Origin of the sequence: Deinococcus aerius, from assembly GCF_002897375.1 — a bacterium.
Classification (GTDB): Bacteria; Deinococcota; Deinococci; order Deinococcales; family Deinococcaceae; genus Deinococcus; species Deinococcus aerius.
The window spans coordinates 65,804-85,000 of the sequence record NZ_BFAG01000004.1; the positions used below are offsets into that span (position 1 = coordinate 65,804).

The following is a 19,197-nucleotide window of genomic DNA, read 5'->3' on the forward strand; positions in this document are numbered from 1 at the left end:
GGCCATGACGCTGATCGGGGTGACCGGGGCGCCGGGCAACGTGGGCACGCCGCTCGTGCGCGCCCTCCTCGCCCGGGACGCCCAGGTGCGGGTCCTCGCCCGCCGCCCGGAGCAGGCCCGCGCCGCCTTTGCCGACGCGCCCGAGGTGGAGGTGCGGCGCCTGGAATTCGGCGACCGCCGCAGCTATGTCGAGGCGTTCCGGGGGGTGGACCGCCTCTTCATCGTGCGGCCCCCCCAGCTCAGCCAGGTCCGGCGGGACATGGTGCCCGCGCTCGACGTGGCGCTGGGGGCGGGGGTGACCCAGATGGTCCTGCTCTCCTTGCAGGGGGCCGAGCGGCTGCCCTTCGTGCCTCACGCGCAGTTGGAGGCGTACCTGCGGGAGAGCGGGGCGGGCTACACCTTCCTGCGTCCCTCCTTCTTCATGCAGAACCTGACGACCATGCACCTGCCGGAGTTGCGCCGGGGCGAGGTCCACGTCCCGGCGGGGCAGGGCCGCACCAGCTTCATTGACGTGCGGGACATCGCCGATGTCGGCGCCCTGGTCCTCACCGAACCCGGCCACGAGGGCAGGGCGTACGAGCTGACGGGCTCGGAAGCCCTCACCTACGCCGAGGTCGCCGCCAGGCTCAGCGCCGCCACGGGCCGCCCCATCCGCTACACCGACCCCAGCCCGCTCGCCTTTTTCCACCACATGCGCGCTCGTGGAATTAGCACGGGCCAGATCCTCGTCATGGAGGCGATCTACGCCACCGCCCGCTTCGGCCTCGCGGCGCGCGTGACGCCCGAAACCGCGCAACTGCTGGGCCGCCCGCCGCGCTCGTTTGACGACTTTGCGCGGGATGTGGCCCCCCTTCTTTCCCAGGAGACTGCCCATGCTTAAAATCCAGGACTACCGCCCCCAGCCCTTCACCGACTTCACCCGGCCCGAGAATGTCGCGGCCTACCAAACTGCATTGAAAAAAGTCCGCTCCGAACTGCTCGGCAAGCACTACCCCCTCATCATCAACGGGGAGCGGGTGGACACCGAGGAGCGGCTGACCTCCCTCAACCCCTGCGACACCTGCGAGGTGGTGGGAACGACGGCCAAGGCGACGGTCGAGGACGCCCAACGCGCCCTAGACGGCGCCTGGGAGGCGTGGGAGGGCTGGAAGCGCTGGGACATGGACGCCCGCGCCCGCATCCTGCTCAAGGCCGCCGCGATTCTCAAACGCCGCCGCCTGGAAGCCTGCGCCCTGATGAGCCTGGAGGTCGGCAAGAACTACGCTGAGGCCGACGTGGAGGTGGCCGAGGCGATTGACTTCCTCGAATACTATGCCCGCTCCGCGATGAAGTACGCGGGCTTCGGCGCCGCCGAGACGACGTGGTTCGAGGGCGAGGAGAACGGCCTGCTGTACCTGCCGCTGGGCGTGGGCGTCTCCATCTCCCCCTGGAACTTCCCCTGCGCGATCTTCCTGGGGATGCTCGCCGCGCCCATCGTGGCCGGGAACTGCGTGATCGCCAAGCCCGCCGAGGACTCAGGATTGATCGCGGGCTTCGTGGTGGACATCCTGCTGGAAGCCGGGCTGCCCGCCGGGGTCCTGCAATTCCTGCCCGGCGTGGGCTCGGAGGTCGGCGAGTACCTGACCACGCACCCGAGGACGCGCTTCATCACCTTCACGGGCAGCCGCGCGGTGGGCCTGCACATCAACGAGGTCGCCGCGAAGGTGCAGCCCGGCCAGAAGTGGATCAAGAAGGTGATCCTCGAACTCGGCGGCAAGGACGCGATGATCGTGGACGAGACCGCCGACCTCGACGTGGCGGTGACCGCCGCCGTGCAGGGCGCCTTCGGCTTCAACGGCCAGAAGTGCAGCGCCATGAGCCGCCTGATCGTGGTGGATGAGGTGTACGACCGGGTGGTGGGCGCCTTTGTCGAGCGGGCACGGAGCCTGAAGGTCGGCACGGGCGAGGAGAACGCCAACGTCACCGCCGTCGTGAACGAGGAGAGCTTCGAGAAGATCAGCGGGTACCTCCAGATGGGGCGGGAGGAAGGGAAACTCCTCCTCGGCGGCGAGGCGCCGGGCGAGTATGGCGGCAAGAAGGGCTACTACATCCAGCCCACCATCTTCGGGGACGTGGACGTGAAGGCGCGCATCGCTCAGGAGGAAATTTTCGGTCCGGTGGTGAGCGTGTTGCGTGCCCACGACTGGCAGCACGCGCTGGAGATCGCCAACTCGACCGAGTACGGCCTGACGGGCGGCGTGTGCAGCAACGTCCGCGAGCGGCTGGAGCAGGCCCGCTTTGAATTCGAGGCCGGGAACCTCTACTTCAACCGCAAGATCACGGGTGCCATCGTCGGCGTGCAGCCCTTCGGTGGGTACAACATGAGCGGCACCGACTCCAAGGCGGGCGGGCCGGACTACCTGGCGAACTTCCTGCAACTCAAGAGCGTGACCGAACGCTGGTAGATGAAGGAACGCTTCAGGGCGTCTACGGCGGGATGGGTCATAGCAGGCTCATCCCGTTCTGCTTGGTCATCACACTTGGCGTGGGCCAGGAAGGGGCTGGAGAGGGAAGTCGCCCTTCCATATCCTCGCAGTTGCGCTTAAAACCAGACCTTCACCTCACGGCTGTCAGGCAGCGCCCCCGCAGCGGTCGGATTCGGCAGCGACGTGTGACGACGCATCTTTTGAACGCAGTCAAAACCGGTCTAGACAGGCTTCAAAATGGTTCTGAGAGCCGCTCTAACATCCGGCGCAAATCCAACTCCAACCCAGGGCTTTCGTCCCGGTCGCCGTCCCCCGCGCCGCTCTCCCAGTGCGGTTCCGCTCGCCTTTTTCCCCATTCCCGGAGGCCCCATGAAGCACACCCGCACCCTGCTCGCCGCGACCCTCGCCCTGACGCTTGCCGCCTGTGGGCAGCAGGCCCAGATGCCCGCGCCCACCGCCAGCACGCCCGATCAGGCCACCGCGGCGGACGGCGCCTATCTGGTGGGCTTCAAGGAGAGCAACCTGGGCTCGCAGAGCCTGAGCCCGCAGGCGCTCCAGGCGCAGGCCCTGCTCCAGGCCCAGGCCATCACCGCTGCCGGGGGCACGCTGACGAGCCAGTGGGCCGAGATCAGCGCCGCCGCCGTCCACCTGAACCCTGAGGCGCTGGCGAAACTCAAGGCCAACCCCTCCGTCGAGTACGTGGAGCCGGACCTCGTGCGCCGCGCGGCGGGGATGCGGAGCGGCGTGACGGACGCCAGCCCGGCGCGGGCGAGCCTGGGGGCGCAGGGCCTGAGCGCCCAGGCCGTCTACACCCCCAGCGGCGAGTACACCTGGGGCGACAACGCGCTGAAGGTGTCCACCCTGCGGGCGAACAACTACACGGGCTCGGGCGTGGCGGTCTGCGTGACGGATACCGGCATCGACGGCAACCACCCCGAGTTCGCGCGCAAGCTCAAGGGCTTCAAGAACTTCGTGACGACCGAGGCGAACCGGGGCGACCCCTACGCGCTCAACGATGTGTCGCACCACGGGACGCACGTGTCGGGGACCATCTTCGCCCAGTACGGGGCGGGGACGGGCGCGACCGGGCAGCAGTCGGGGATGGACCCGAACGGCGTGGGCGGTGTGGCGAGCGGCGTGAACCTATACATGGCGCGGGTGCTGGGCGATACGGGCTCGGGCAGCTCCAGCGGGATCATCAACGGGGTGAACTGGTGCGCCGCGCAGCTCAGGAGCCAGGGCGGCACCGAGAACAAGGTCGTCATCAGCATGTCGCTGGGCGGCGGCGGCAAGAGCCAGACCGAGCAGCGCGCGTACACGAGCGTGTTCAACAAGGGCGCGCTGGTCATCGCCGCGACCGGGAACGACGGGGCCGCCGTCTCCTACCCCGCCGCGTACACCAACGTGGTGGGTGTGGCTGCCATCGACAGCAGCGAGGCCAAGGCGAGCTTCTCCAACTTCGGCGCGCAGGTCGATCTGGCGGGTCCCGGCGTGAGCGTCCTGAGCAGCGTGCCGCTGGGGCAGGGCACGGCGGCGAGCGCGAGCGGCGGGGGCGCGACCTTCAGCGACGTGCAGGCGGCCGACAAGAGCGGCAAGGGCACCTTCAGCGGGAACATCGTCGCGGCGGGGGGCACGAACAACGAGTTCTGCGGCACGGGCACCCGCAACGCGGCCCTGAGCGGGAACATCGCCCTGATCAGCCGCGGCACCTGCTCCTTCGAGGAGAAGACCGCCAACGCCGTCGCCAGCGGGGCCAGGGCCGTCATGATCTACAACAACGCGGCGGGGCCGCTGGGCATGAGCCTGACGAACAGCTACTCGGTGCCCGTCGTGGGCCTGACCCAGGCGGACGGGCAGGGGCTGATGGGCAAGCTCCCCACCACCGGCACCGCCAGCGTGATCGGCGCGGACTACGAATACCTCGACGGCACGAGCATGGCGACCCCGCACGTCTCCGCCGCCGCCGCCGTCGTCTGGGCCGCACGCCCCAACCTCACGAACGCGCAGCTCCTGAGCAAGCTCACCTCGACCGCCAAGGACCTGGGCACGGCGGGCCGGGACGACAACTTCGGGTACGGCCTGGTCGACCCCTACAAGGCGATCACCACCCCCTGAGGTTGAATAGACGGGGGCCGCTCCCTGAGTGGGGGCGGCTTTTTTCGTCGGCTGCGCGGCTATCCTGACCCCGTGAGGCACCGGATCGGCGCGGCGGGAATCGTCCTGCGGGGTGACACCCTCCTCCTCGTGCGGCACCAGCGCCCTGGCCTGTACGACTTCTGGCTACCTCCGGGCGGCGGGCTGGAAGGAGAGGAGAGCCTCTTCGAGACTGCCCAGCGCGAGGTCCACGAGGAAACGGGGTTGATCGTGCGGGCTGAGCGGCTGCTGTCCCTCCAGGAGATCGTCGAACCGGGGCTGCGCATCTGCAAGAGTTTCGTGCTGTGCTCGGAGGTGGGGGGAGAGCTTTCCCTCGACCACCGGGTGAGCGACGAGCGGGAGAGGCTGGTGGGCGCCCAGTTCTTGCCCGAGGAAGCCCTCGCGGGGCTGAACGTGCGACCTGACGTGTTCCGGGAAACGTTCTGGCGGGACTGGCGGGCCGGTTTTCCTGCCTTCCGGTATCTGGGATTGCACCACGCGACGGATGTTTAGACCCTACAGCCCGCCCTCCCCCATCAGCCGGTCCACGATCAGCGCCCCGCCCAGGATGGCCGGAAGGCCGCCACCGGGATGAACGCCCGTGCCCACCTGCCAGAGCCTCGGGTGAGGTCGGTACGGCTGGGGGTGGAGGGGGCCGCCGCGCCAGGCGGGAAGGGCCGCCCCGTAAATCGCCCCGCCGGGATGCCCGCCCGCCGCGTAGTGGCCGGGGGGGAGGGCTACCACATCGCACGCGGAGGCGAGCAATCCGGGGACGCCCAGCGTGCGCTCCACCCGCTTTGCCTGTGCCCGCACCCAGGGATGATCGGGCTGAAGGTCGTGCCCATTGGCAGGAACAGTGAGCAGCACGGCCAGCCTCTCCCCCTCCGCATGGACGAGGGCGAGGGTGTCGGGCGGGAGGGCTCCGGCACGAACGGCGGCCCGGAAGGTGCGAAAGTCTGAGGGCGGCAGGACGGAGGTGGCGGGCAATGGGGCGGGGCCGGGCAGCGCCGCGTAGAGGGCGAGGCCACTGACCGTCCGGCGGGCGACGGGTGAACGCGCGGACCGTCCGAGCAGCGCGGCCAGCCGGGCTGGATCGAGGGCGCTCACAAGCAGGTCGTGGTGGCGCACCTCTCCTCCCTTCAGGGTGAGGCGGGCCGTCCTGACATCCACTTGCACAACCTCCGCCCCCTCCACCAGCCTCACGCCCCGGGCCGCCCCGAAGGCGAGCAGCGCGTCGAGGAGGGCACCCATACCACGCGCGGGCCGGGAGACGGACGCGGCAGCCAGGGCGGGAATCAGGGCGTACAGGGCGGGCGCGTCCTGCGGCGCGAGGCCCGCGTTCAGCGCGTGCGTCCGCACGGCGTGGGCGAGGGCCGGGGGCAGCTTCTGGGCGCGTACCCACCCCTCGGCGGTGAGATGCTCTCCAGTCGCCCGGAACAGGGCCGCACTCGCCCGCCGGAAAGCCGGGTCGGTGAGGCGGGGAGGTGTCGTCAGTAACGTTCCCAGGTGCGGCGCGAAGCGTCGAGCCGGTGCAGAGTACGTCTCCCAGGCCCGGAGCAGAGGATGACCCGGTGGAACGGGCAGCGGCACCGCCCCGAACGGCGTGTGATGCACGCCCAGCCCCCCGGGCAGCGGGCGCAGGTCGAGGGGGTCCGCCTCCCCCAGCCGTTCCAGACACCCGCGCCACACCTCCGGGAAGGTGAAGAGGCTCGGCCCCGTGTCGAAGGTCAAGCCGCCGACCGACACGCGCCTCAGCTTGCCACCCGCCCGGTCCCGCTCGTACACGGTGACCGCGTGCCCCCGTTCCGCCAGCAGCGCCGCAAGCGCGAGCCCCGCGAGGCCGCCACCGAGGACGCCGACGGAGCGGGAGGGGCCGGGCTCTTTCTGACCGCTGATCGCTGACGACCGACGGCTCCCCCTCACGGCCACAGCCCGCGCGCCAGCAGGTACACCAGCGGCACGCCCGCAACCGTCCCCACGATCCACGGGGTCACGATGCTGAGGGGATACAGCCGGGCCGCGCGTTCCGGGGTGGGCCGCCGCAACAGGGCGAGGGCCATACCGCCGCACACCAGCCACAGGGCGATGGCGGTGAGGTGGCTGAGCGGCCACAGCAGGGCTCCGGCGAGCAGGAACCATCCCAGAGCGTAGGCCGCGGTCCCCCGCACGCCGAGGGTGGTGGCGACGGTGCGCGTTCCGGCCAGGCGGTCGGCGGGCACGTCCTGCGCGGCGTCGAAGGCATGTTTCCCGACCGAGTAGGCCATCAGCGCGGCGAGGGGCAGCCAGGGCACGTCTGTCCCCAGCGCGAGGGCGGGCAGCACGAGGGGCAGGGCGTAGGCCACGTTGCTCAGCCCGTCGAGGAAGGGGCGGCCCTTCAGGCGCAGGGGGGGCAGGCTGTACGCCACGAACAGCGCGGCGGCGAGCAGCAGCACCCCGCTCGCGGCGGGCGGGAGCAGCAGCGCGAGCGCCAGCAGGAAGGGGGCATTGAGGAGCAGGATCGCCCGCAGCAGCGGTCCCCCCTCCCCCGCCGTCAGCCGCGCGCCCTGCCAGCCCCCCTTGCGCGCCGAGAGGGCGTCCTCCTCCCGGTCGGCGAGGTCGTTCAGGCCGTAGATCAGCAGGTTGAAGGGCAGGGTCAGGTACGCGAGCAGCACCAGCAGGTCGGGCCGCAGGGTGTACAGGTGCCCAGTCAGCCACAATCCCATGACGAGCGTGCCCACCGTGTTCACCCACAGGGCGGGGCGGGCCACGGTCAGCAGGCGGCGCAGGGGGAGTCGGGCGGGCAGGGTCAGGGGGCGCATGGGGCTCTCGCGGGCGCGGGGAGGGCGCAGGCAGGCCGCATTGTAGAGGGGCAGGCGACTCGGCACCGGGACAGATGGCAGCTTCCCGCTGTCAGCTCCACAGTCCCGGATACAGTCTGCGCGCCTCCCACATGGCCCAATGGGGACGCGAAAGGAGCGGACATGCGGGTACTGGTCACCGGAGGCACGGGCTTCGTCGGGCGGGCGGTCGTGCAGGAGTTGCTGGGGCGGGGGCACACGGTCTATGCCGGTTCAAGGCGCGGCGACGCACCCCCCGGCACGCACGGAGTCAAGTTGGACGTGACGGACGCGGGCAGCGTCCTGCGCGCGGTGGGCGAGGCCAGCCCGGAGGCCGTGATCCACCTCGTCGGGATCATCGCGGAGCAGGGCACGCAGACCTTTACGCGGGTCCACCTGGAGGGCACCCGGCACGTGCTGGCCGCCACTCCCCGCCAGGCCCGCTACCTCCACATGAGCGCCCTGGGCGCCCGGGAGGACAGCGCCAGCGGCTACAGCCGCAGCAAGGCGCAGGCCGAGCGCCTGGTGCGGGAGAGCGGCCTGAGTTGGACGATCTTCCAGCCCAGCCTGATCTTCGGCGTGGGCGACGACTTCTTCGGGCGGGTGCTGCGCGAGCTGGTCTCCACCGCCCCCGTCGTGCCCATGATCGGCGACGGCTCGTTCCCCTTCCGGCCCGTCAGCGTGCAGGACGTGGCTCGGGCGTTCGCCGGGGCATTGGAGCAGCCGGAGACTGTCGGGCAGACCTACACCCTCACCGGCCCGGAGGAGTTCACTTTCCGTCAGTTGCTGGAGATGGAACTCGCCGCGCTGGGCCGCAGGAAGCCCATCGTGCCCGTGCCGCTCGCGCTGATGAACCTGATGGTGCCCGCCATGCAGGTTCTCCCCAAGCCGCCCATCACGCGCGATCAGTACGCGATGCTCAAGGAGGGCAACACGGCCCCCAACGAGCCCGCCCGCTCCACCTTCGGCCTGCCCATGCTGCGGCTGGAGGACCACCTGCCCGGGATCGTGGCGGGGGCACGGGGAGCGGGGCGGGCGGCAGGAGCGGGCTGAGGTCCTTTCCCCCTCTCCCCTCGTGGGAGAGGGCCGGGGTGAGGGGGAGCACGAGCAGCTTGAACGCCAGCAGGATGGCTTGCCTCATCTTCTCGCCGCGCTGGGGGGCGTGCCCGTTCACCCCCTCCCGACCTCCCCCCTCAAGGGGGAGGAGCAAAAGACCACGTTCCAGCGCGGCTTTTCGAAATCTGGAGTTAGGAAGTCACCAGAACTTACCGGACTACTGGTAGATAGTCCTACAGCTCAGATCGTCTGCGGCAGTTCCTGCAAGTAAATCAGCGGCAACGCCGAATCCCCCTGTTTGAAGGCGGCGAGGTATCCGGCGACCGTGCCGCCCGCGCGGGTGACCAGGCGGGCGAGGGCCTGCGCGGTGCCCCCCGACGCCACCACGTCCTGCACGATGGTCACGCGCTTGCCCTTCAATCGGGCGGCGTGCGGCCCGTCCAGCCACAGCGTCTCGGCAACCCCCAGGGTGAGGCTGGGCACGTCCTGGATGAGGGGGTCCTGCATGTACGTGCGGCGCTTCTTGCGGGCGACCACGTAGGGCAGGCCGGAGCGGTCGCTGAGTTCGTGCGCCAGCGGCAGCGCGTTCGTCACGACGGTCAGCAGCATCTCGGTGCCCGGCGGGATCAGGGGCAGCATCGCCTCGGCGGCGGCGTTGGTGAATTCGCTGTCGCCCAGGAATTCCACCAGGGGCACGCGCCCCACGGCACCGACGCGGACGGTCGGCAGTTCGCGGGTCACGTCACCCACGGTGACCCGCAGGGCCTGCGAGCCTGGGAACGTCACGACGCCTCCGCCTCGGGGCCGAACAGCGGCAGGTGCCCCAGCGCGGTGACCTCCGGGCGCTCCTGCCCCTCGGTGAAGACGGCGACGACCGCCGCGACCTCGCCGCCGACCTCCTCGATGATCTGGCGCAGGGAGTTGAGGGTGCCGCCGCTGGAGACCACGTCGTCCACGATGGCGACCTTCCGGCCCCGGATTTTCTCCACGTCGAAGCCGTCAAGGACGAGGAGTTGGGGCTTGCCCGTGGTGATGCTCACGACCTCGCGGGCGATGGGGTCCACCATGTAGGGTTTTTGCGTCTTGCGGATCACGATGTAGGGCTTGCCGCTCTCGCGGCTGATGACGTGCGCGAGCGAGACCGCCTTGACCTCGGGCGTGACGAGCACATCGATCTCCGCGGGCAGGCGCCGGGCGAGTTCGCGGCCCGCCGCCTCGGTGACTTCGGTGTCGCCCAGCATGTTGAAGAGGGCCACGCTGACGCCGGGGGCGACCGGCACCACCGGCAGCTCACGCATCACGTCCCCAACCTCGACCTTGTACGTTCTCACCCGCCGAGTGTAACGCGCTGCGCGGGGGGACTTCTCAGCCCAGCGCCCCGGTGCCCGCGTAGCCCACGATCTCCGCCACGCCCCGGTCACTCAGGCGCACCAGGAACCCCGCGTCCTCGCGGTAGGCCAGCCCGCCGTCGAGGGCGAGGCACAGGTGACCCGCGTACAGGACCGGCAGGCCGGGACCGGAACCGGACTCGTCCAGCAGGGACACCGGCGTATGCCCGTGCGCCAGCCGCTCGCCGCCGAAGGACCGCAGCAGCCGCCGGGCCAGGTCCTCGCCCCGGGGCTCGGCGAAGGCGAGGCGGTCGGCAAAGGCGTTGGCGAAGTGGCCCCAGACCTCGGGGGCGTCACTCTGGAGGAGCCGGGCGACGTGGGCGTTCACCGCCTCCACGCTGCCCCCCAGCCGCAGGTACAGGCTGCTGTCGGCGTGCATGAGCAGCCAGCGGCCCGCGCGGGCCAGGCCGGGCCGGGCCGCCAGCCAGGCGTGGTCGTCCGCGTCCAGCCGGGCGGTGTCGCGCGGCTGCCCGCCGTTCGCCAACCAGTACTCGCGGAAGCCGTAGCGGTCCTGCGGGTCGTGCCCGGCAAAGCGCAGCGCGGCCAGGAACATCACCTCGTGGTTGCCCAGCAGCGCCGTCACGCGCCCCCCCGCCAGCGGGGCCGAAGCCTCCAGCGAGCGGACGAGCCGCACCACGCCCGCCCCGTCGGGTCCCCGGTCCATGTAGTCGCCCAGGAAGACGAGGTGCGACGTGCCCCCGGCCCAGCGGTCCCCCTGGTCGATCAGGCGCGCCTGACGTAGCAGCGCGCGGAGCTTGTCGAGCGCGCCGTGAACGTCGCCCACCACCCACAACCCCTCGACGGGCGCGTGGAGGAGGTCGCCGGGGAGGTGGACGGTCACGCGCGCACTTCCTCAGGTCTGGTCAGGGCGCGGAAGTACGCCCAGGTCGCCGCGCTCACCTCGCCGGGCAGGGCGGCGAGGGGCCACCACGTCGCCTCCGCCGCGTCGTCCCCGGCCCGGGCCTCGCCGCCCACCTGCCCGATGGTGTACACAATGGTCACCCAGGCGACCACATTGCCGTCCGGGTACGTGTGGCGATGCGCCTCGCCGCTGAACACCGCCAGCAACGTCAGGGGTCCGGCCTCCAGCCCCGTCTCCTCCCGGAGTTCGCGGCGGGCGGCAGTCTCGACCTCCTCACCGACGTTGACGCCCCCGCCGGGCAGGTCCCAGCGGGCGTCGTCACGGCGGCGGATGAGCAGGACTTCGGGGCCGTTCGCTCCACGCCGCAGCGCCGCCACGCCCGCGCCCACCCGCCCGACGGCTGGGGCCTGCCCGGTCATTCGTCCTCGTCCCCGTCTTCTTCTTCTGCCCCGGCCTGCTCGTCACCCTTCGGGGCGGGCAGGGTGCGCCAGTCGGTCATGCGGTCGCTGATGTCCTGCTGGATGCGCCGGACGTTGCCCTCCATCTTGGCCCGCGCCTCCTCCAGCCGGTGGCGCAGCCGCATGATCTCCTCGACCCCGGCGAGGTTGACCCCGAGTTCCTGGGTCAGGCGGCGAATCTCGCGCAGGTGCTCGATGTCGCGTTCGGAGTACAGCCGGGTCTTGCCGCTGCTTCGCCCCGGGCGGATAAGCTGCTTGCGCTCGTACAGCCGCAGCGTCTGCGGGTGCATGTCCACGAGTTCTGCGGCGATGGAGATCACGTAGACGGGCCGATCCTTCGGGTCGAGCTTGCCCTCCGAGTCGGGGGCGGGCAGGGCGCGGGGGGCGGCGCGCTCGCGCAGCTCGTCTTCCAGGCGCTCGATCTCGGCCTCGAACTCGCCCTGGAGGTCGTCGAGCTGGTGCTGGAGGCGCATGACCTCCTCAACCCCGGCGAGGTTGACCCCGAGTTCCTGGGTCAGGCGGCGAATCTCGCGCAGATGCTCGATGTCGCGTTCGGAGTACAGGCGCGTCTTGCCACTGCTTCGCCCCGGACGGATCAGCCCCTTGCGCTCGTAGAGCCGGAGAGTCTGAGGGTGCATGTCCACGAGTTCCGCCGCGACCGAGATCACGTAGACGGGGCGTTGCTTGGAATCGGTCGCCATACCTTGCTTGAGTATACCGCGAGCAAGGTTTCTGAACGTGGGCAAAGGTGAGGTTAGGCGGCGACGCTGCACGGGGCGGGACGTGCCTGGATGAACGCCTGACCAAGAACCCTTCACACTCGCCAGGATGACAGGCTGGGGCCGCCCACTTCTGCCCCGTTTTTCTCACTCGCGGCGGACCCTCCCGCTATCATCCGCCCATGACGCAATCCCAGACGACGGACCTCTCCGCCCTCCTCGACCGGCAGGAGGCCGAGCGGGAACTGTTCGAGCTGCTGCGCATTCCCTCCGTGAGCGCCGACCCCACCCACACCGAGGACATGGCGCGGGCCGCCGCCTTCCTCCAGCGCAAATTGCAGAGCCTGGGCTTCACCGCGCGGATGGACCCCACCGGGCATGGGGGGCAGTCCGGGCATCCGGTCGTGTATGCCGAGCGGCTGGAGGCGCCGGGCAAGCCCACGGTGCTGATCTACGGCCACTACGACGTGCAGCCCGAGGCCCCGCTGGAGGAGTGGGTGACGCCCCCCTTCGAGCCCACCGTGCGCGACGGGCGCATCTATGCCCGGGGCTCGACGGACGACAAGGGCCAGGCCTACGCCCACGTGCGCGGCGTGGAGCTGCTGCTCTCGCAGGGCGAACTCCCCGTCAACGTCAAATTCCTGCTGGAGGGCGAGGAGGAGGTCGGCAGTCCCAACCTCGCGGGCTACCTCGCCGAGCACGCGGACGAACTGCGGGCGGACGTGATCGTGATCTCCGACGGCAGCCGCTTTGCGCCCGACGTGCCCACCGTGACCTACGGCCTGCGCGGGCTGAGCTACGTGGAGATTCACGTGCAGGGGGCGAACCGCGACCTGCACTCCGGCTCTTACGGCGGGGCCGCTCCAAATCCCATCAACGCCCTGTGCGAGATCATCGCGGGGCTGAAAGATGACGGGGGCCGCATCACCATTCCCGGCTTCTACGACGGCGTGGAGGAACTGACCCCCGAGGAGCGCGAGATGTGGGCGAAGCTGCCCCACTCGGACGAGGAGTTCGCCGCCTCCATCGGTGTGCCCGCCCTGCCCGGCGAGAAGGGGTACTCGACCCTGGAACGCCTCTGGGCGCGGCCCACGCTGGACGTGAACGGCATCTGGGGCGGCTACCAGGGCGAGGGCAGCAAGACGGTGATCCCCGCGAAGGCCGGGGCCAAGGTGTCCATGCGCCTCGTTCCCGGCCAGGACCCCGAGCGCATCACCCGGCTGGTGCAGGAGTACGTGCCGACCTTGGCGCCGGAAGGGGTGCGGGTCGAGGTGAAGGCCCTGCACGGCGGCCAGCCCGTCAAGGTGGACCTCGACTCGCCGTACATCAGGGCCGCCGACCGGGCGCTGACGCGGGTGTACGGCAAGCCCGCCGCCTTTGGCCGCACCGGGGGCTCCATCCCCATCGTCGCCGACTTCCGCCGCCTGCTGGGTGCCCCCGTCCTGCTGGTGGACTTCGGCCTGAACGAGGACGCGCCCCACTCGCCCAACGAGAGCTTCGCGCTGGAGGACTACCACAACGGGATTCTGACGAGCGCGGCCCTGCTGCAAGAGTTGGGGCATCAGGAGCTGGGGGAGTGAGGTTGATGGGGTTAGTGGCCAGTGGTCAGTGGTCAGTGGGTCGGTCGCCATCTTTTCCCACTCACCACTGCCCACTGGCCACTTCCGGCGCGGAGCGCCCATGATCCTCGGCTTCCTCGCCTCCCACGGCGGCAGTGCGGCCCGCTTTCTGACCCAGGCCGCTCGGGAGGGGCGGCTGGACGCCACGCCCGTCGCCCTCGCCAGCAACAACAGCGGCAGCCCGGCGCTCGCGTGGGCGCGGGAGGCGGGGTTGAAGGCGGCGCACCTGAGCGCGGCGAAGTACCCCGACCCGGACGAACTGGACGCGGCGATTCTGGCCTTTCTGCAAGAGGCGGGGGTGGATACTCTGGTCCTGAGCGGGTACATGAAGGCACTGGGGCCGCGGGTGCTCTCGGCCTACGCGGGGCGGCTGCTCAACGTCCACCCCAGCCTGCTGCCCCGGCACGGCGGGCGCGGCATGTACGGGGACCGGGTGCATGAGGCGGTCCTCGCGTCGGGCGATACGGAATCGGGCGCCACCGTCCACCTCGTTACCGCCGGAATTGACGAGGGGCCGATTCTGGCGCAGGTGCGGGTGCCCGTGCTCCCCGGCGACACGCTGCCCACCCTCAAGGCCCGCGTGCAGGCCACCGAGGGCGAGTTGCTGCTGCAAGCTTTGCGGAGCCTAGTGTGAAGCGCAAAGTCTTCGACCTCCGCCCTTGGCCCCGTGTGGCCCGGCACACCCAGACGGTCACGCACATCCCCGGCTACGTCATCGTGGACTTCACCGCGCACGAGGTCGCCCGCCCGCTGGACGTGCCCTTCGGGGAGCGCACCGTCCGCATCCTCGACCACGGCTTCCGCTGGGTGCGGGCGCATCCGACCGGCACGGGCGAGGGCGTGATCGGGGACGCCATCACCGTGCAACTGAACGCGGCGGGCCAGCCCGAGCAGCTTTACGTGGACATCCACGCCGGGGAAGGGGTGGGCGAAGACGGCCTCCCCTGGACCGAGGACGTGTACCTCGACGTGATCGCCGACTGGCAGCCCGGTTGGGAGGTGACCGAGACGCACATCATCGACGCCGACGAGTTAGAGGAGGCGGTGCGGGCCGGGTTGGTCTCCCCCACCCTCGCCGAGGCCGCCTGGACCCACGCCCGGTTGGTGGAGGAGGGGTTGAGGGCGGGGACGTATGCGCCGCTGGGGGTGCTGCGGGGGTATCTGGAGGACCCGTATACATAAGTCTCCCCTGCATGGAAAGCATGCAAGGTAAGATAAGAGAGTTATTTTGTGTTTTTTACCCGTACATCCAAATTAATCTGCTGAATTTTCTATATCTGGTTTTAAAGTCTAAAATGCTTAAGTCGCACAGACTCTCTTCTATCACCACGTAGCAAGGAGACCTATGGATGTCGAGCGAAAACAGCAAGATACAAGATAAAACCCTCAACGAGCCTATAAGGATTAGCAGCGGCGGTATTTATAACACGGAGCACGTATATGGCCTACGTGAGGTGGAATTCATAAAGCTGAGTCAGCCTAACTGGTTTCTTTACACCCTTGGCTCTACTTTTTCCACAGCAGGCATAAGTCAGGTTATAGAAAATTTCTCCAATGAAAGCAGCTCTAAAGGCTTTGCTTTGTCCGTCGGCTTCTTTATTAACTCTCAAAACATAATTTGGACCGGCTTCACAGCGGTTGGACTGCTTATGCTGTATTTAGCTACAAAACTTTCTTGGGAGAAGAAAAGGATCAACGACGAAATTAGCGAACACTTTAAAAAGAATAGAAGGAAGCGGCTTACAGGAGAGGCAGAATGAACGAAATAAAGATCCCACAACAATACACCCCTCCGAGACAGTATAATATCTGCAGCAATGTATTTGTAAACACTCAGATACCGATAGTTGTGTTTAACAGCCCGCTCTTCTTAGTATCAACAAGCGGAGGGCAGGAGAGGTTTTGGTTGTATAGAGTTAATCCCTCATCGAGCGAAATTGTTATAAATGAAAACAAGGTAAGGGATAATAGATACAAAACTTATAAATCCAGTAACGAAACAAAAGTCTTATTTGAAGGTGAGCTTATTTTAATATATAGAGTTGAAGGCGATTCCGTCGTAATTGACTATATTGATTTTACTTCCATTGGGCTTCATATAAGAGGAGACAACTCCTCAATTAAAATTGGCGGAAGTGTATTGTCTAGAAATACAACAATTGGCGCTCGGTATGGCATAATTATAAATTAGATAAATCTATCTAATTCGCCCAGTTCTCAACACGCTGAACTACTACACATAAAGTGTTTTGTCACCCCCCTCCCCTTGCGCTCCCCCCCCTCATCCGCTACTCTACCCACCGCTGGAACGGTGCCCGAGTGGTTGAAGGGGCACGCCTGGAAAGCGTGTATAGGGGCAACCTTATCGAGGGTTCGAATCCCTCCCGTTCCGCCAAAGCCCGTGCCTGTGCGTGTTTCCCGGACACCACAGGCACGTTCGTTTGGGGTGGGAACTTGCCGGGGACCCACGAGGCGGCCACGGCCAGGTTTCACCTCAACCCCCGGGACATCGGGCGTCACGACCGTCAGCCGGTGCGCGGGGGCTGCCGCTGTCATGAATACCCAGGGCCGCTCCTCCCGTCGTGGGCGAGCCGACACTTCCGGCGCAGGGGCTCCACATGGACCTGATGTACACCCGCTTCGTCTGCGGGATTGTTCGTGTGGGGGCCCGGGCGGGAACTCGACCACACGCAACCCGCCACCGCTCTCCCTGCCCCTCGGGTCTACACCGCGTCAACGTGACGGCATGACCTCTCCGTCTCGCTTTGCCCGTCTGAAAAACGTGCGGGTGATCACCCCGCCGCGGGGCTCCGAACTCCTCGCGCTCCGCAGGCAGGAGGTGGAGCGGCGCAACTGGTGGGGCCTTTTCTCCGGCTTCCCGGCTGGGCTACTCTGGGCTGAGCCTCTCCCCCGCCTGCTCCCGCAACCCCTCCGGGGTCTGGCCCCTTCCCCCACGACAGTCACCTTCCGCCACAGGAGGTACGTATGATTCTTGTCGTCGGCGCTACGGGATTTCTGGGCAACACGGTCTGCCAGCTTCTGGCGCGGGAGGGGCGGCCCCTCCGGGCGGTGGTTCGTCCCTCCTCGAACCCCGTTCTGGTGGACGCGCTGCGAGAGGTCGGGGCCGAACTCGTCCAGGCGGACCTCAAGGACCGGGCGTCCCTGGACCGGGCCTGTCGGGGAGTCGACACGGTCATCAGCACGGCCACTGCGACCATGCGCGACCAGGCGGCGGACTCCCTGACCGATGTGGACCACCAGGGGCAGCTCCAACTGGTGGAGGCCGCGCGGGAAGCGGGGGTCCGGCACTTCGTGTACGTGTCCTACCCCAACTCGCTGGACGGGGACCAGCCCTCGCCGCTCTCGCAGGCCAAACGGGGGGTCGAGCGGCACCTGATGGAGAGCGGGATGACGTACACGATCCTGCAACCCGTTCCCTTCATGGAGGCGTGGCTGAGTCCCGGCCTGGGCTTCGACTACCCCAATGGGCGGGTCCAGGTGCCGGGGGAAGGCGACCGGCCCGTGGGCTGGATCAGCCTGGGGGACGTGGCCCGCTACGTGGTCGCCAGCCTGGACCGCCCCGAGGCCCGGAACACCGTGCTGCCCCTGGTGGCGGAAAACCGCAGCATGAACGAGATCATTCGGACGTTCGAGGAGGCCACCGGGCGGCCCTTTGAGGTCCAGCACATCCCGGCAGAGGCGTTGAGAGCCCAGCGGGACGGCGGGGGTACGCCGCTGGAGCGGAGTTTCGGGGCGCTGATGCTCACCGTCGCCCAGGGCGCCGCCGTCGAGCAGGACGACCGCCAGCGGGCGTTTGGCATAACACCCATGACTGTCCGCGAGTACGCGCATCAGGTCGCCGTCCCGACCCCGGCAACCTGAGACAAGACCTCCCGCCGCAGGGGGGCCGGGCCCTTTCGGACCTACTCCCTCCTGCGCTGGTGCATGGGCCGCACGGAGCAGTGTTGGGGCGGCTTGCACTCGCTGCCGCCTGCGTGCCCCTGATGCTACCCCTGGCGGGCGGTCACAGTTCCCGTCGAGACCGCGGACCTCCCGGCCCCGGGTGCCCTGCCGCACGTCCCACGAACACGGCGCCCACCCCTGGGCGGTGCTGGTGGCGGGGCAGGACGGGGAGGACTTCCTCTTCGACCCTTAACCCTTGCCCAAGCCCGATGGTCATGGTTGTGTCATGTACCGGTGGATTGGGTGGCATCCTACACTCACATGATCAACCCGGGGAGAGGGGGCACACAGGCTGCGGAGGGTGGGCGCGGCCCCACCCGTCAGGACACGACGAGGGCTGAAGAAAGTTGGTCGGCGAAACGTCTCCGGCGTGCCCTCGTCGCCGAGGCGTTCGGGACGTTCCTGCTGACCTTTGCCAGTGTGGGTGCCCTCCTGCTGGCCCGCCTGGGCCTGCTGCCCGAAGCGGCGGCCTCGGCCCTCGTGCCGGGGCTGGTCGTGCTGGCCATGATCTACGCGCTGGGGGACGTGTCGGGCGCCCACATCAATCCGGTGGTGACGCTGGCCTTCGCCCTGCGCGGCGCCTTTCCGTGGCGATGCGTGCTTCCCTACTGGGCCGTTCAGTTCGGGGCCTCGGTCGTGGCGGCGCTGCTGATCGGGGCGTTCGCACATCTGCCCAGGGGAACAGAGCGCATTCCGGCGAGTGGGGCGGCCCTGCTGGACGCGGGCGCGACCACCGTGCTGCTCGTCGTGGTCCTGGCGACGGCGCACCGCAACGCGAAACTCCGGCCGACCGTGGGCCTGGCGGTGGGGGCCACCGTCGCGCTCGACCACTTCCTGACGAACAGCGTCTCTGCCGTGGCGATGAATCCCGCCAAGGTCTTCGGCCCCGCGCTGGTGTCCGGGAGGCTGGCGGAGGCCTGGCCGCACCTGCTGGGTCCGGTGCTCGGAGGCCTGGTCGCCCTGCTCTTCACGTGGGCGACACGCGGTCCTCTCAATGACAGCGAGGGCGAGGCGGCCTCCGGGAATGCCGGGCAGGGCTGAAGATATAGGCGAGTGACCACCCTGCCACGGGCTCTGGCGTCAGACCCGTGAGAGAGGTGGGCTTCTTCCAGTACGCTGAAGTTCCCCTCAGGGTGTTCCAGAGGCCGTCCATTCCGGCGACATGAAAAGGATCAGTCCCGCCGTTCGCATGGAGCCCTGGCACGACAAGGAGAGCCATGCACCCCCCCGAGACCGGCCCCGTCTTCGCAGGCTCCATCCCGCAGGTCTACGCGCAGCACCTCGTCCCGCTCATCTTCGAGCCCTACGCCGCCGATCTCGCCTCCCGGGTGGCGCGGCGGCAGCCCGCGAGCGTCCTGGAAGTCGCCGCGGGGACGGGGGTGGTGACCCGCCAGCTCGCCCACGTCCTGCCGCCCGGGGTCTCCATCATCGCCACCGATCTCAGCCAGCCCATGCTCGATCAAGCCGCAGCGGCGGGGACCGAGCGCCCCGTGGAGTGGCGCCAGGCGGATGCCCAGCAGCTCCCCTTTCCCGACGGGTCGTTCGATGTGGTCGTCTGCCAGTTCGGGGTCATGTTCTTCCCGGACAGGGTCAGGGCATTTGCGGAAGCCCGGCGCGTCCTCCGACCAGGCGGCGGGTTCATCTTCAACGTGTGGGACCGGATCGAGGAGAACGAGTTTCCCGATGTCATCCTCCGGGTGGTCCGGCCCCTCCTCCCG

The 19,197-nt window shown here is 68.6% G+C and carries 20 protein-coding genes and 1 tRNA gene (1 of these 21 running past the window's edge); 14 read left to right on the forward strand and 7 right to left on the reverse strand.

Annotated features, from left to right (window positions below; genetic code table 11):
* The first annotated feature begins 4 nt into the window (after positions 1 to 4).
* The 4 genes from DAERI_RS07180 to DAERI_RS07195 all read left to right on the forward strand — a co-directional run bounded on the left by DAERI_RS07180 (position 5) and on the right by DAERI_RS07195 (position 5,111).
* The gene (locus DAERI_RS07180) at positions 5 to 880 is read left to right on the forward strand and encodes an SDR family oxidoreductase (protein WP_103128757.1); all 876 of its coding nucleotides are present in this window, start codon (positions 5 to 7) and stop codon (positions 878 to 880) included.
* The gene (pruA, locus tag DAERI_RS07185) at positions 873 to 2,444 is read left to right on the forward strand and encodes an L-glutamate gamma-semialdehyde dehydrogenase (RefSeq protein ID WP_103128758.1); all 1,572 of its coding nucleotides are present in this window, start codon (positions 873 to 875) and stop codon (positions 2,442 to 2,444) included. The genes DAERI_RS07180 and pruA overlap by 8 nt, the downstream gene beginning before the upstream one ends.
* A 390-nt stretch (positions 2,445 to 2,834) precedes the next feature.
* A complete protein-coding gene (locus DAERI_RS07190; protein ID WP_103128759.1) occupies positions 2,835 to 4,580 on the forward strand; it encodes a S8 family serine peptidase in 1,746 nt (581 codons plus the stop codon).
* Positions 4,581 to 4,652: 72 nt separating this feature from the next.
* The gene (locus tag DAERI_RS07195) at positions 4,653 to 5,111 is read left to right on the forward strand and encodes an NUDIX domain-containing protein (protein WP_103128760.1); all 459 of its coding nucleotides are present in this window, start codon (positions 4,653 to 4,655) and stop codon (positions 5,109 to 5,111) included.
* Between the two features lie 3 nt (positions 5,112 to 5,114).
* Here DAERI_RS07195 and DAERI_RS07200 read toward each other — a convergent pair whose 3' ends face one another.
* Both DAERI_RS07200 and DAERI_RS07205 read right to left on the reverse strand, forming a co-directional pair.
* Positions 5,115 to 6,527, reverse strand: a complete 1,413-nt coding sequence (locus tag DAERI_RS07200; protein WP_103128761.1) for a phytoene desaturase family protein — start codon at positions 6,525 to 6,527, stop codon at positions 5,115 to 5,117.
* Positions 6,518 to 7,396: a UbiA family prenyltransferase gene (locus tag DAERI_RS07205; protein WP_103128915.1), complete on the reverse strand. Its 879-nt coding sequence runs from the start codon at positions 7,394 to 7,396 to the stop codon at positions 6,518 to 6,520. The genes DAERI_RS07200 and DAERI_RS07205 overlap by 10 nt, the downstream gene beginning before the upstream one ends.
* 162 nt (positions 7,397 to 7,558) lie before the next feature.
* Between DAERI_RS07205 and DAERI_RS07210 the strand changes: the two genes are divergently transcribed.
* Complete coding sequence (locus DAERI_RS07210) at positions 7,559 to 8,467, forward strand: complex I NDUFA9 subunit family protein (RefSeq protein ID WP_103128762.1); 909 nt, start codon at positions 7,559 to 7,561, stop codon at positions 8,465 to 8,467.
* A 243-nt stretch (positions 8,468 to 8,710) separates the two neighbouring features.
* On the opposite strand, the gene DAERI_RS07215 is transcribed toward DAERI_RS07210, so the two are convergent.
* From DAERI_RS07215 to hspR, 5 genes are read right to left on the reverse strand one after another with little or no spacing between them, the layout of a single operon-like run.
* The gene (locus DAERI_RS07215; protein WP_201262723.1) at positions 8,711 to 9,256 is read right to left on the reverse strand and encodes a phosphoribosyltransferase family protein; all 546 of its coding nucleotides are present in this window, start codon (positions 9,254 to 9,256) and stop codon (positions 8,711 to 8,713) included.
* On the reverse strand, positions 9,253 to 9,801 hold the full coding sequence (locus DAERI_RS07220; RefSeq protein WP_103128763.1) for a phosphoribosyltransferase family protein: 549 nt from the start codon (positions 9,799 to 9,801) through the stop codon (positions 9,253 to 9,255). Before DAERI_RS07220 ends, DAERI_RS07215 begins: the two co-directional genes overlap by 4 nt.
* 34 nt (positions 9,802 to 9,835) lie before the next feature.
* The gene (locus DAERI_RS07225; RefSeq protein ID WP_103128764.1) at positions 9,836 to 10,699 is read right to left on the reverse strand and encodes a metallophosphoesterase; all 864 of its coding nucleotides are present in this window, start codon (positions 10,697 to 10,699) and stop codon (positions 9,836 to 9,838) included.
* Complete coding sequence (locus DAERI_RS07230) at positions 10,696 to 11,139, reverse strand: NUDIX domain-containing protein (RefSeq protein ID WP_103128765.1); 444 nt, start codon at positions 11,137 to 11,139, stop codon at positions 10,696 to 10,698. Before DAERI_RS07230 ends, DAERI_RS07225 begins: the two co-directional genes overlap by 4 nt.
* The gene (hspR, locus tag DAERI_RS07235; RefSeq protein WP_103128766.1) at positions 11,136 to 11,879 is read right to left on the reverse strand and encodes a heat shock protein transcriptional repressor HspR, fused homodimer type; all 744 of its coding nucleotides are present in this window, start codon (positions 11,877 to 11,879) and stop codon (positions 11,136 to 11,138) included. The genes DAERI_RS07230 and hspR overlap by 4 nt, the downstream gene beginning before the upstream one ends.
* 200 nt (positions 11,880 to 12,079) lie before the next feature.
* On the opposite strand from hspR, the gene DAERI_RS07240 reads away from it, so the two are divergent.
* The 9 genes from DAERI_RS07240 to DAERI_RS07270 form a co-directional block, all read left to right on the forward strand.
* Positions 12,080 to 13,477: a dipeptidase gene (locus tag DAERI_RS07240; protein ID WP_103128767.1), complete on the forward strand. Its 1,398-nt coding sequence runs from the start codon at positions 12,080 to 12,082 to the stop codon at positions 13,475 to 13,477.
* 100 nt (positions 13,478 to 13,577) lie between these two features.
* Positions 13,578 to 14,150 carry a phosphoribosylglycinamide formyltransferase gene (gene purN, locus DAERI_RS07245; protein WP_103128768.1) on the forward strand — a complete coding sequence of 191 codons (573 nt, stop codon included), beginning with the start codon at positions 13,578 to 13,580 and terminating at the stop codon, positions 14,148 to 14,150.
* Complete coding sequence (locus tag DAERI_RS07250; protein ID WP_103128769.1) at positions 14,147 to 14,698, forward strand: DUF402 domain-containing protein; 552 nt, start codon at positions 14,147 to 14,149, stop codon at positions 14,696 to 14,698. Before purN ends, DAERI_RS07250 begins: the two co-directional genes overlap by 4 nt.
* 167 nt (positions 14,699 to 14,865) lie before the next feature.
* Positions 14,866 to 15,276 carry a hypothetical protein gene (locus DAERI_RS21955; RefSeq protein WP_133161981.1) on the forward strand — a complete coding sequence of 137 codons (411 nt, stop codon included), beginning with the start codon at positions 14,866 to 14,868 and terminating at the stop codon, positions 15,274 to 15,276.
* Entirely contained in the window at positions 15,273 to 15,707 is a 435-nt protein-coding gene (locus tag DAERI_RS21960; RefSeq protein WP_133161982.1) for a hypothetical protein, read from the forward strand. The genes DAERI_RS21955 and DAERI_RS21960 overlap by 4 nt, the downstream gene beginning before the upstream one ends.
* 114 nt (positions 15,708 to 15,821) lie before the next feature.
* Positions 15,822 to 15,911: transfer RNA gene (locus DAERI_RS07255), tRNA-Ser, on the forward strand.
* Positions 15,912 to 16,501: 590 nt separating this feature from the next.
* Complete coding sequence (locus tag DAERI_RS07260) at positions 16,502 to 17,398, forward strand: SDR family oxidoreductase (protein ID WP_103128770.1); 897 nt, start codon at positions 16,502 to 16,504, stop codon at positions 17,396 to 17,398.
* A gap of 342 nt (positions 17,399 to 17,740) precedes the next feature.
* Complete coding sequence (locus DAERI_RS07265) at positions 17,741 to 18,520, forward strand: MIP/aquaporin family protein (protein WP_103128771.1); 780 nt, start codon at positions 17,741 to 17,743, stop codon at positions 18,518 to 18,520.
* Between the two features lie 176 nt (positions 18,521 to 18,696).
* A protein-coding gene (locus tag DAERI_RS07270) for a class I SAM-dependent methyltransferase (protein ID WP_103128772.1) crosses the window boundary here: on the forward strand, positions 18,697 to 19,197 show its 5' portion. 333 nt of this gene lie beyond the right edge of the window; the window shows 501 of its 834 coding nt (coding positions 1-501); it begins with the start codon at positions 18,697 to 18,699; the stop codon falls past the right edge of the window.